General features: G+C 33.6%; 11 protein-coding genes and 1 tRNA gene. 2 read left to right on the forward strand and 10 right to left on the reverse strand.

Annotated elements, in window-relative coordinates; translation table 11 throughout:
• Positions 1-85: 85 nt before the first annotated feature.
• From CL818_RS07230 to CL818_RS07255, 6 genes are all read right to left on the reverse strand, one after another.
• Positions 86-158 (reverse strand) — tRNA-Met (locus tag CL818_RS07230).
• A 145-nt stretch (positions 159-303) separates the two neighbouring features.
• On the reverse strand, positions 304-486 hold the full coding sequence (locus CL818_RS07235) for a CPXCG motif-containing cysteine-rich protein (protein WP_083798851.1): 183 nt from the start codon (positions 484-486) through the stop codon (positions 304-306).
• Between the two features lie 29 nt (positions 487-515).
• Complete coding sequence (locus CL818_RS07240) at positions 516-1,871, reverse strand: TolC family protein (protein WP_414646394.1); 1,356 nt, start codon at positions 1,869-1,871, stop codon at positions 516-518.
• A complete protein-coding gene (locus CL818_RS07245) occupies positions 1,871-5,137 on the reverse strand; it encodes an efflux RND transporter permease subunit (protein WP_272973092.1) in 3,267 nt (1,088 codons plus the stop codon). Before CL818_RS07245 ends, CL818_RS07240 begins: the two co-directional genes overlap by 1 nt.
• 2 nt (positions 5,138-5,139) lie before the next feature.
• Positions 5,140-6,312, reverse strand: a complete 1,173-nt coding sequence (locus tag CL818_RS07250; protein WP_272973091.1) for an efflux RND transporter periplasmic adaptor subunit — start codon at positions 6,310-6,312, stop codon at positions 5,140-5,142.
• Between the two features lie 113 nt (positions 6,313-6,425).
• Positions 6,426-7,652: an acyloxyacyl hydrolase gene (locus tag CL818_RS07255; protein WP_272973090.1), complete on the reverse strand. Its 1,227-nt coding sequence runs from the start codon at positions 7,650-7,652 to the stop codon at positions 6,426-6,428.
• Between the two features lie 94 nt (positions 7,653-7,746).
• Between CL818_RS07255 and CL818_RS07260 the strand changes: the two genes are divergently transcribed.
• Complete coding sequence (locus tag CL818_RS07260) at positions 7,747-8,118, forward strand: DoxX family protein (RefSeq protein ID WP_013186089.1); 372 nt, start codon at positions 7,747-7,749, stop codon at positions 8,116-8,118.
• Between the two features lie 216 nt (positions 8,119-8,334).
• On the opposite strand, the gene CL818_RS07265 is transcribed toward CL818_RS07260, so the two are convergent.
• Positions 8,335-8,808 carry a hypothetical protein gene (locus tag CL818_RS07265; protein WP_272973089.1) on the reverse strand — a complete coding sequence of 158 codons (474 nt, stop codon included), beginning with the start codon at positions 8,806-8,808 and terminating at the stop codon, positions 8,335-8,337.
• Positions 8,809-8,837: 29 nt separating this feature from the next.
• On the reverse strand, positions 8,838-10,133 hold the full coding sequence (gene tyrS / locus CL818_RS07270) for a tyrosine--tRNA ligase (RefSeq protein WP_272973088.1): 1,296 nt from the start codon (positions 10,131-10,133) through the stop codon (positions 8,838-8,840).
• An 82-nt stretch (positions 10,134-10,215) separates the two neighbouring features.
• On the opposite strand from tyrS, the gene CL818_RS07275 reads away from it, so the two are divergent.
• Positions 10,216-11,217, forward strand: a complete 1,002-nt coding sequence (locus tag CL818_RS07275) for an NAD-dependent epimerase/dehydratase family protein (RefSeq protein WP_272973087.1) — start codon at positions 10,216-10,218, stop codon at positions 11,215-11,217.
• On the opposite strand, the gene CL818_RS07280 is transcribed toward CL818_RS07275, so the two are convergent.
• Together CL818_RS07280 and CL818_RS07285 are read right to left on the reverse strand one after the other, a co-directional pair.
• Complete coding sequence (locus tag CL818_RS07280; protein WP_272973086.1) at positions 11,214-11,690, reverse strand: DUF4296 domain-containing protein; 477 nt, start codon at positions 11,688-11,690, stop codon at positions 11,214-11,216. The genes CL818_RS07275 and CL818_RS07280 overlap by 4 nt on opposite strands.
• Positions 11,690-13,030: a dihydroorotase gene (locus CL818_RS07285; RefSeq protein ID WP_219359915.1), complete on the reverse strand. Its 1,341-nt coding sequence runs from the start codon at positions 13,028-13,030 to the stop codon at positions 11,690-11,692. Before CL818_RS07285 ends, CL818_RS07280 begins: the two co-directional genes overlap by 1 nt.
• Between the last annotated feature and the right edge of the window lie 2 nt (positions 13,031-13,032).

Genomic DNA, 13,032 nt, shown 5'->3' on the forward strand with positions numbered 1-13,032 from the left:
AACTTTAGACTTGTGCCATTTTCGTGACGGCTTTACTATTAAAAACAAGTTAGCCCTTTAAAATAAAGGGCTAAGCTATTGTTAGTAGCGGGAACTGGACTCGAACCAGTGACCTTCGGGTTATGAGCCCGACGAGCTACCTACTGCTCTATCCCGCGATTTGTATGTCTGTTTTTTACTTGGTTTTGTAACCTTCAAATCATAAGCTTGACAAAAAACAATTCCCTTTCGTTTGATTGGGATGGCAAATATACAACCTATTCACAATCTGACGAAATATTTTGACTATTATTTTTGAAAATATTATTGCCCTAAATTTTGAGGCTCAAATTGTACTAATTCGTGATTCTCGAACTTCACTTCGACTTCAATAGGGTTGCAGCACACTTCGCAATCTTCAACATAAACTTGCTGTCTTACAGAAGTGTCTAAGAGCATTGAAATTGTTTCCCAGCAATAAGGGCATTGAAAGAAGTGTTCGTACATATCTTAAAGTTATGAATAAAATAAGACACTTAAAACTCTACATTTAAAAGTTGACCTGTAAGCCTTAGCAACTCTAGCTCGGCTAACTTAGCATCATATTTAGCTAAGTTTTTATTGGTCTGTACGTTTATTAAGTTTATTTGTGCCTGTCTAAATTCAATAGAAGAAATTTGACCCAGATTTAAACGTTCTCTGGAGCGCTCAAGGTTATTTTGATTGGTCTCAACGTTTTGCTCTTGTATCTTATAAATTTTCAAAAGGTTTCTATAATTTCCCAAGGCATTTGCAATATCTCTATTTACCTGTAATTCAAATTGTTGTTTTTGCAGTTTTTGAGAATCATTTAAAATCTTAGCGTTCTTTATACCTACAATGCTTCTACCACCATCAAATAAGTTCCAGGTTAAGTTTGCGCCTACAGTTAAATTGTTTCCTCTAGATACAGAACCTGGAAAAAAAGCTGATGCTGGACTGTTAACTCTGTTCCAACCGTAACTTCCTGTTAAGCCCACACTAGGTAACAACAAGGCTTTATTCGCTTTAATTTCAAAATCGCTAATTCGTGTTTGGCTTTCAGCTTGTAATAGCGTTACATTATTAAATTCTGCTTTTTCAACAAAGCTTTCTAAAAGCAAATCGTTTTCAAACTCCACTAATGTGTCTACTTGAAAACCTATAGTTTCTAATTCGCGGTTAAGCACAACATTTAAATCTCTTTTTGCATTTAATAACTGTTGTTTTGCATTTAAGACATTTACAGAGTCTGTCACTACATCCACTTCTGCTTGGAGGACTTCTAACTTGGTACTTTGCCCATAATCGAACCCATATTGTGATCGTGTAACGCGTTTTTGAGAAATTTCTAAAGCTTGTTTAAATACTTCTAAGTTTTCTGTTAATCTAGCTACATCAAAATAAACCGAAAATAATTGCAAGGTTGTGTTCTCAATAGTTTCACGCGCTTGAAGCTCTGTTAAGTTGTAAGTTTCTTTAAGTTGCTTGTAGTTATAAAAACGTCCTAACCCATCAAAAAGCAAATAATTTACATTAAGTGATGCATTGTAGCTTTGTGATTCAGCTCCTTCTATCTCTGTATTAGGTCTTGGACTACCATCTTCATTGAAGGCACCTGGAAACTCTCTTGTTTCATTAGACCTATCATATTGAGCATTAGCATTTCCTGTAAGTGTTGGTAGGTATCCTGAGTTTAAAACACTTTGGTTGTTATCTGCAACCTCTACTTGATTTTCAGCAATTTTAATCCCAAAATTATTAACTAGCATTTGAGATATAGCTTCTTCCTTACTCAACAAGTCCTGACTAAAACTTGTTACAGTAAAAGTTATAGCCAATAACAGAAATGCTGACATGTTTTTATACTTCATCATTGTACCTCATCATTTGTATTAGTATTGCGCTCTGAAATACTGTTACCGTTTGCCTCATCTAATTCTTTTTGTCTTTTCTCTTCATCATTCTTTTCCATTATTGCTCGCTCAACAGATTCTTTACTGTACGTTTTCCCTGTAAGCAACCATTTCCCTTTTGTCTTTGCTGAATTGGTTAAAGAGATTAATAGTGGCAAAATTAATAACGTGAGGAATGTTGCAATAAAAATACCATATGAGATAGATATTGCCATTGGTTTTAAAAACTGGGCTTGTCTACTTTTCTCAATTAATAAAGGTGCAATACCTGCTATAGTTGTTAGTGATGTTAAGAAAATAGCTCTAAAACGAGATTTACCTGCTTCTGTAAGTGCTTTATCAAAAGACATGCCTTCCCGTAAATAACTATTAAATTTACCTATTAACACCAAGCCGTCATTCACCATAATACCAACTAAAGCAATTATTCCTAATAGTGATAAAATATTTACAGGGAAACCGTGTAGGTAATGACCCCAAGCAACTCCAATTATACTAAACGGAATCATAATTATAAGTAGCAAGGGTTGGCTATAACTTCTAAAGGTAAATGCTATAACTGCATAAATTAAAAACAAGATAATTGGAAATACATTTATAGCTGAATTAGTTAACTTTTCTGCTTCTCTATTTTGACCTTCATAAGACACTGAAACACTTGGATACTTAGAGAGAATTTCTGGTAAAATATTTTCATCTATATCTGCAAGAATATCTGTTGCACTAGCATTTGGGTCACCCAAATCTGCATTTACCTGAATTTCTCTTAAACCTTCTAAGTGAGCTATAGATTCTGTTCCTCTTCTAATTGTATAATCAGCTATTTCACCAAACGGCACTCTATTACCATCTTGGGTTATAATGCGCATATCATCTAAATCATTTATAGACTCTCTGTTTTCTCGATCATACCTTACCCAAACTTTAATTTCATCTTGCCCACGTTGAAAACGTTGTGCTTGCAGGCCAAAGAAACCAGCTCGAACTTGGCTCATAACTTCTCTTAAATTAAGGCCCAAAGCATAAGCATTATCATTTAATGTGATACTTATTTCTTTTATTCCTTCTGGATCTGTATCTGTAACATCTTTTAAAGTAGATTTTTCTTGAAGAATTGTCTTTAACTCTTCTTTGGCGCCCTCTAATTCTTCCAAATTATTTCCTAAGAGTGATACAGAAATAGGGCTTCCGCCAAAGTTACCGCCAGAACCAAAGGTTAGTTGCTCTACACCATAAACTTCGCCAACTTCATCTCTTATAGCATTTGTTATTTCTGGAGAACCAAAATCACGTTCTTCGCCAGGCAATAAGTTTACCCGTAGCGAAGCTTTATTATTTCCAGGACCTACTCGACGTACAATGTTTTTAACCACATCTATATTTCCTGTTTGTCGCTTTGTAAATTCTTCATTTACTCTCCAGGCAGCATCTTCAACCAAAGAAATAATACTATCTGTCTTTCTTGGATTTGTGCCTTCTGGCATTAATAAGTTTATGCTAACACGATCACTAGCTATACTTGGAAAAAGTGTAACCTTTACAACACTTCCCATTAAGGAACCAATAGTTAATAATAACAACGTCCCTAAAATGGCGAAACTTAAGAAGCGATTTTTTAGTGTTGCTCTTAATACAGGTTCGTAAAGTTTATCACGCAAATAGCTCATAAACTTATCACCATACTCATTAAACTTTCGCATTTTAAGAAAGAATTTTGCTATACCTTTCTTATTGCGCTTTTCTTCTTCAGTCTCTCTAACTAATGCTTTTGAATGGGCTATGTGTGCCGGTAAGATAATTAGTGCTTCAACCAAAGACACCACAAGTGTTAGGATTACAACGGTAGAAACTTCTCCAAAAAACTGGCCTATTCTACTATCTAAAAACAAGAATGTAGAAAACGCTAAAATAGTGGTAATTATAGCAGATAGTATTGGTGGCAACACTTCTAAAGTTCCATCTATGGCTGCTTGTACAGGCTTTTTACCCATTTCATAATGCTGGTAAATATTTTCTGAAATAACAATACCATCATCTACAAGAATACCTATAACGATAATCATCCCGAATAATGATAATACATTAATCGTAACCCCAAATGATCCAGCGAACATAAACATTCCTAAAAATGCAATTGGCAACCCGAAAGCTACCCAAAACGCGAGTCTCGTATTTAAAAATAAAGACAGAAAAAATAATACCAGCAAAATACCTACTGCACCATTCTCAATTAAAAGCTGTGTTCTTTGGTTTAATGTAATACTTCTGTCATCTTCAATTATAATTTGAAGTGCTGTATATTTTTCATTAAACTCTTCTGTATAAGCTCTTACTTTTTCTGCTGCAGAAATTAAATCTTCATTATTTGTTGTTGAAATATTTACACTTACTGCAACCCTTCCATTTAAATACGAAGCATTTGGAGTTTCTGAAAACCGGTCTTTTACCGTGGCAACATCTTCCAGGTATATCTGTGTGCCGTTAGGTTGAGATTTTACAATTAGTTTATTTAACTCATTACCGTAATAAGATCGATTGTCTGCTCTAATAAGAAAATCTTCAGCATCTGTTTTTATATTACCACCAGTTGTAATTATGTTAGCTCTAGAAACAGCGTCTGCAACTTCTGCAAACGATAAGTTGTAGGCTAGCAAATCATTCTCTCTAACTGCAATCTCAATTTCCTCGTCTGGGTAACCATCGATAGTAATTTGTGACAAGCCATCCATTGCACGTAAATCATACTCTACCTGTCTTGCAATTTGTTTTAACGTTGCAAGGTCTACACCATCTCCACTAATAAAGAAATCTATTGTTTCTCTTATATTTTCCTGTTTTGCAACCACTAAAGGTTCCATACCAGTTGGGAAATTAGGAACACGATCTACAGCATTCTTAACTTCAGAGAGCATGACGTCTATATTTTCATCTGGATCTATCTCTACAGTAATGCTACCTCCATTTTCTCTAGATGTAGAGGTAACGCGATCTACACCTACCAAGCCTTTTAGGTTGTCTTCAATTTTTAAAACAATACCTTCCTCAATTTCCTCTGGCGCTGCACCAGGATACGTTACACTTATTGTTATAATTTCAGATTCTAATAACGGAAAAAATGAGGACTGCATTCTTAGCATGCCTACAACACCAAAAATGATAAATGCGATGATCATTATATTCACCGCAACGTGATACTTTATAAAGTAACTTATGACATTTCTCATAACTACTTAGGTGTTTCTGTAACAGTTAGAGAATCTTGTTTTACACTGTTTGTCTCTGCAGAAGGTTCATTAGATACTACTTTTACAAGCATACCATTATAAGCTCCAGATACTGGTTTAGACAAAATAACCTCGCCATTTGGAACACCTTTCACTACTGCCTTTTTATCTGAAAAATAAACTGGGTTAACAGTTAGGCTAACTAATGTGCTATCTTTTACTGTAAAAATTTCATTACGGTCATTAACTAAACCACGATCTATAGATATTGCATTTTTAATAGTTTTTGCTTCTAATTCAGCTTGCAAATACATGCCTTCTTTCAATGTATTATTAGACACTTCGATAAATGCACTAACTGTTTGTGTTGCTTGATCTATACTAGCATTTACTCGACTTACTTTTCCTTTATATGTTTTTGTCTTATTAATGTTAGGTAGCTCTACATTTTCTCCAACTTCAAGTAAATCTGCATAATCTTTATTTAAGGACACTTGTAATTCATAAGTGCTTGTATCTATAAATTCACCTAATTTTTGTCCAGCTCTAATTAGTGTTCCTTCTGTTACTAAAGCTTCTGTAAGCACACCTGTAAAAGGTGCTGAAATTCTATACTTGCCTAAACGCTGCTCTAAGTTTTTTACGTTGTAATATGTTGTTAGGATACCACGCCCATTTATAAAATATTTTTCTTTATCGTTGGAAATCTCTGGTAGTTTAGGCGTTGTTTCATTTATGTTGAAACTATTTAAATACGTTTCCCATTTAGGAAACACATCTGGATAGTCTAATCGCAAATCTGGCATAATTGCCGTGATTTGATTGTATAAATTACTTTTTGAAGATTGAACAGATGCATAATATTCTGAAGCATCTATACTAATTAAAGTTTGACCTCTTTTATATTCTTGACCAGCTTTAAATAAATTAGAGCTGTTCTTAAATATACCTTGTACCTCTGCATAAAGCTCTACTCTACGCTTAGCCACTAAATTACCATTAGCTGGTATAATTATAGGGACATCTGTGTTTTTAATAGTATCTACAAAAACTGTTTTTACTACTTTTTTTGTTTTAGGAGCCTCTTTGTCTTTACTATCGGCAATAGCTCTCATAGCAAAGAATGCAGCAATTAAGAGCACTCCTGCTATAATATATAATATAGTTTTACGCATGTATAGTTGGTCTTTGAAGCTTAGATGTGTAAAAATAAAGAGGGTTTAATGCAGAATTGTTAATGTTATCCTAAAACCCTAAGGCTTCATTAGCATTTAACGGTTGTTAAACCTTAATTTTTAAACCTATAAGTATAACCTAGGCTAATTTCAGAAAAATCTGCCTGCCCTAAGTTTGCATTAATATGTGCAGACAAAAACAAGTTATGTTGTGGCGATTTGTTATTAGTAATCAAATAATATTTTACACCTAGCCTACTTGAAATGGTTCGTTTTAATTCATAATACGAATCTAAATCTGCATATACATAATTTCCGCTATCTGCTCTGTAACCTTGTGTAATTTGCCACTCTAGCTTATAAAACGGTTTATATAGATTTAAACCCAGATCTAGCTCTACACCAAAATGACCTAGAAGTAGCTCTGCAGTTCCAAACACTCCATAATTTGTTGAATAAGCAAAAGCGTTGTCTTTAAAGTTTGGGTATTGACTATTAATTAAAGCTTCTTCATCTTTAATATAATCATAGAAATGTTGATAATAACGCGCATAGAAACCACCGCCAAATTTAAAGGTTTTATTAATTACTTTTCCTATTTCAAAAGCCACTGTATATACTTCTTTCTTGGTGTTTATTGAGTCTGAAAGTGTGTTATAACCTAATCCAAATCTACTTGATGTGTATGTTTCGCTTTTTTGCTCAAGTTTGGGTTTGTGTGGTTTTACACTCTCTACTTTTGAAGTGTTAATAGTAGCAGACACACTTGCTAACAAAGAATTTAATCCTTGATTAGGTAAGCGCGTGTGGCCATTGGAGTGATGAATGTACCCTAAACCTAGACGCCAGTTGGTAAGTTTATCTTTTAATACATTGTAATATAAAAATGATCTAAATGACCAATTAACTTTAGTTGTAACTGCTCTGTTTAAAGGATTTGCTTCAAAATCATATTGGGTGTTCATATATGAGGCTCCATAACCAACGTTGAGATTAAAGTTGTCTGAATATTTTTTAAACACAGAAAACTCAACAAATGGCATAACAGTAATTGCTTGACCAACTTGATCTGGGTTACCAAAATCTATAACAGCTAAAGAAAGTCCTGTTTTAGGGTAGTTTAATCTTACAGCCCATTCTTGCTCGTTATCTAAATTGTACGTTCCGAAACTAAAAAATAAAGCTGTCTGTAAATTTGTATTAGGAAAGTCTGTATTGGCTGGAAGTGTTTTTCCAACTAAGATTTCTGGAGATAAGTAATATAAATTATCAACATTTTGAGCAGATAATACATTACTGATAATCAATAGCGCTATGACAAAAAGAATTGTTTTTCTCATCTATTTCCTACGATGTCTTGTAAATAAACAACTTTAGATGAAATAAAATTGAAACAACTTTATTAATTTTAAAAATTAAACCAACTATACCCCTATGAAATCATATTACAACATTGGTCTATTTATTTTGAGAGTAGGCTTTTCTGCATTGATGCTAACTCACGGCATCCCTAAATTCTTACAACTTGTACAAGGAGATTTTTCTTTTGGAGATCCATTAGGCATTGGCGCTACTATCTCTTTCTTTCTTACTGTGTTCGCAGAATTTGTTTGCTCAATTCTTGTACTTATAGGCTATAAGACAAGATTGGCGTGCATCCCTTTAATTGTTACAATGCTGGTTGCAGTGTTTGTAGTACACTTAAATGACCCTATAGGCTCTAAAGAACTTGGTCTTGTTTACTTGTTAGCTTTTACAGCTATCGCATTAATGGGTCCTGGTAAATTTGGATTTGACAGAAGATAACTTACTTCCTATATATTAAACATAAAAAAACAGCTACCGATGGTAGCTGTTTTAAGACCTAATATTATTTAAATTTTGAAAAGCCCCAATTTTCCAAAATCGTTATAATAAGGCTAGTCTAGTCAAATTATAAGAAATTTTTACTTAAACTTATAGTGTAAACTTACGCTCATATAAGACATAAAAAAATACCCAATAAAGGGTATTTTTTGTGTTTTAATCTAATTCTTCAATAAGAATCCGATAATCATATTGTAAGTCTTCGTGTAGTTTATCTATTGCATTTAATGCCATAGTTAATTGCCGCTCATATGTGTTTGCTAAAACTCTATTCTTAAATACAGAAGGAGAAAATGTTTTCATCTTCTTACAGAAATATATTAACAACTCTGCTTCTGTCTCTTTCTTGCCAGAATAGCGAATATAAGTTTTAAGTCGTTTTAATATTTTCCGGATTCCCTTCTTTATAAAATAACCTCGAGACGTATTAATTTCTAAAAAAGCTTCGTCTACCTCAACCTTTATTTCTTTAATATACTCTTCTTCATCTGCAGCCTCAAACAACAAATAACTAAGCAGTTCTTTATTTTCTTTCTTAAATTTAGAAAGCCTCAATGTTAACTGCATTAACTCCACTGGAGAGCGCATCTCCAATTCGTCTTTTAGTTGTTTAACTGTGGCTGCTTTCAAATGAGTTGTTTAATGAGTTAGTGTTTCTCTTAGCTTACTTTTAAAATATAGGTATTCTTCTTACCCACATTTAATATCACATAATTATCATTAATAATATCATCTGTAGTAAGTGTATAGGCTTCTGTGACTTTTTCTTTATTTACAGCAACAGAATTCGCTTTTAAAGCTCTTCTTGCTTCACCATTACTCTTTAAGAAGTTAGTTTCTGCAGAGAGTGCTGCAATCATATCTAAACCTTCTTCTAATTTAATTTTAGAGATCTCAGTTTGAGATACACCTTCAAACACATCTAAAAACGTTGCTTCATCTAATTGTGAAATATCGTTTTTAAAGGTTTTTGAAAATAAAACTTGACTCGCTTTAATTGCATTGTCTAAATCTTCTTGACCGTGTACCATTTTAGTTACATGCTCTGCTAAAGTTTTTTGCAATAGTCTTAAATGTGGAGCCTCATTATGTTTTAAAACCAACTCTGAAATTTCTTCCTGACTTAAAAATGTAAAGATTTTAATGAAATTTTCTGCATCTTCATCTGTTGCATTTACCCAATATTGGTAAAATTTATAAGGCGATGTTCTGTTTTTATCTAACCAAACATTACCTCCTTCAGTTTTTCCAAACTTTGTACCATCTGCTTTAGTTAACAATGGAGATGTCATAGCATAAGCTTTGCCTCCAGCCACACGTCTCACCAACTCAGTACCTGTGGTAATATTTCCCCATTGGTCACTACCTCCTAATTGTAACAAACAATTTTTCTCTCTATAAAGGTGAAGAAAATCATAGCCTTGAAATAATTGGTAGGTAAACTCTGTAAAACTCATTCCTACAGTAGACTCAGAACTTAAGCGTTTTTTCACGCTATCCTTAGCCATCATATAGTTTACGGTAATATGCTTTCCTATATCTCTAGCAAACTCTATAAAACTAAAATCTTTCATCCAGTCGTAATTATTTACCAGCTCTGCTTTATTTTCAGAATTTTCACTAAAGTCTAAAAAGCGAGACAGTTGCTCTTTTATTCCTGCTACGTTTTTAGCTAATGCTTCTTCATCTAGCAAATTACGTTCTGCAGATTTTCCTGAAGGATCACCAATCATACCTGTAGCACCACCTACAAGCGCAATAGGAATGTGCCCAGCGCGTTGGTAATGCATTAAGATTACAATTTGCACTAAACTCCCTATGTGTAACGAGTCTGCAGTAGGATCAAATCCAATATAAGCCGCAGTTGGTTCTTTTAAAAGTTGTTCTTCGGTACCTGGCATAACATCATGCAACATACCTCTCCAAGTCATTTCGGCTACAAAATTGGTCTTCATTATATAATTTTTTTAAGGAGACAAAGATAAAAATCCAATTTCGATAACGCATTGTTAGGTGCAGAAAAACTATCTTCGAAATATGATTTTAGTTACAGGAGGAACAGGCTTAGTAGGTTCTCATTTATTATTTCAGCTTTTACAAAACTCAACCGAGACTATAAGAGCCATACACAGACAGGACAGTAACTTAGAGCACGTATTGTCTGTTTTTAAATTGTATGATGAAGAACAAGCAGAAAAGCTATTTGAAAAAATAGATTGGGTAGAAGCAAATATACTTGATATACCACTTTTGTCTGAAGCTTTTAAAGGTATTACGCATGTATATCATTGCGCTGGCTTTATATCATATGATGTGAGAGACGCCAAAATCATGCGTCGTATAAATATTGAAGGCACAGCAAATGTTGTTAACCTATGCTTACACCATGATATTAAAAAGCTTTGTCATGTAAGCTCAATAGCTGCTATAGGGTCTACTATTAACGATAAGCCTATAACAGAAGATACTGTTTGGAACCCAGAATTATCTCATTCTCATTATGCTTGGTCTAAATATGGTGGTGAAATGGAAGTTTGGCGCGGCTCTCAAGAAGGATTACATGTTGTAATAGTTAATCCTGGTGTTGTTATTGGTCCTGGTTATTGGAAATCTGGAAGTGGTCTTTTATTTACAAAAGTTGCCAATGGCTTAAAATACACACCTATTCTCACCACAGGATTTGTAGATGTCTTTGATGTTGTAAAACCTATGATTTCTTTAATGGAAAGCGATTATCAAAAAGAACGCTACATACTGGTTTCGGAAAGTCTGCGTTTTGATAGTGTTGTAAATAAAATAGCAAATGCCTTACAAAAACAACCACCAAAAAAGACACTTGAGTCTTGGATGGTATTTATGGGTTGGGCGTTTCAAAGTATAGGACATACACTTTTTAACACTAAAAAAACTATAACCTACGACTCTATAAAAGGTGTTTTTAGCAAAAGTGTTTACTCAAACAACAAACTTAAAGATGCTTTAAATTATAATTTTAAATTAATAAATGAAAGTATCAAAGATACTGCAGCACACTACTAATTGCGGTCTCTACCTTCTGAATTAGAAATTTTTGAATTTAACTTTTTAGCAATTTCTAAAGAACTGGAAAGCGAGTCTTTTCTAACATTTTCCGCAGCTCTTTTTAAGGAGTCTTTTTTTCTATTTTCTTTAGACCTAAGAGAATCTAATTCTGTTTTCAAGACTTTTAAGCGGTTTTCTACTCGTGCAAAAACACTTTTAAATTTGGGTATGTTATCTGAATAGTACGTTGTATTTTGAACAAGTTGTGTACTATCTATATCATACTTCTCATATATAAATGTATTAAGGTCTAACTCTTTTACATCTACATCATGATTTCCTAAACGCTTTGATGCTTCAATTAAACTTAAGTCGTAAAATATATCTACCATCCTATCTTCGGCAATAAGGTTGTCTGGCTTAGAGGAACGCTCTATAGATTGGCAAGACACTGCCAGAGCAGCACATAATATGATGAGTTTATATTTCATTAACGGTCAAAAGTTAAACGTTCACCTTTTAAAACGTCATAATGTCTAAAATTCTTATATACCAGATTACCATTTACAAATGTGTGAGTAATACGTGATCTAAACGTAGAGCCTTCAAAAGGAGACCAACCACATTTAGAAAAGATGTTGTCTTCCTGCACTGTCCAAGGTGCATTTAGATCTACCATTACTAAATCTGCTTTATATCCTTCTTTTATATATCCTCTTTGTTCAATATCAAAAAGTATTGCTGGATTATGGCACATTTTCTCTACAATTTTCTCTAGTGAAATTTTACCTTCATGATAAAATTCAAGCATTGCCGGTAATGCATGTTGTACCAAAGGACCACCACTTGGTGCTTTTGTATAAGGGTTCTTTTTTTCTTCTTTAGTGTGAGGTGCGTGGTCTGTAGCTAAAACATCTAACTTACCATCTAACAACCCTTTTAAAAGTGCATCTTGATCTTTTTTAGTCTTTACAGCAGGATTCCATTTTATTAGTGTGCCTTTAGCGTCATAATCGCTATCATTAAACCAAAGGTGATGTATACAAACCTCTGCTGTTATTTTTTTATCTTTTAATGGCTTTTTAGAGTCGAACAACTCCAGTTCTTTTGCGGTAGAAACGTGAAACACGTGTAATTTAGCGCCGGTTTTCTTAGCTAATTCTACAGCTCTAGAAGATGATTTATAACAAGCTTCTTCAGACCTAATTATAGGATGAAACTCAATTGGAATATCATCACCATAGCGTTCTGTATATGTGGCCAGATTTGCTTTAATTGTATCTTCATCTTCACAATGAGCACAAATCATTAAAGGACTATTTTTAAATATTTTTTCTAAAACAGTTTCATCATCTACAAGCATATTACCTGTTGATGATCCTAGGAATAATTTTAAAGCAGCTGTTGTCTTAGGGTTAACCTTAACAATTTCATCTAAATTGTCATTAGTACCACCAAACATAAATGAATAGTTTGCATAAGAGGTTTTTGCTGCTATCTCAAATTTCTCCTCAAGCTTTTCAATAGTTGTAGTTTGAGGATTAGTATTTGGCATTTCCATAAATGATGTAATACCTCCAGCCACAGCAGCTTTAGAGCCTGTGTGTATGTTTTCTTTTTGAGTAAGACCTGGCTCTCTAAAATGAACTTGATCATCTATAACTCCTGGCAAAAGGTAATTTCCTTCTGCATCGAAAACATTTACATCTGGAGATTTTGCACTTATGTGATCTGCAACTTCTTTAATAATACCAGACTCTATGTAAACATCTCCTAAAAGGATTTTACCGTCTGAAACAATATGTGCATTCTTTATTAAAATCTTATCCATTG

The organism is Croceibacter sp., assembly GCF_002716225.1.
In the GTDB taxonomy this organism is placed as follows: domain Bacteria; phylum Bacteroidota; class Bacteroidia; order Flavobacteriales; family Flavobacteriaceae; genus Croceibacter; species Croceibacter atlanticus.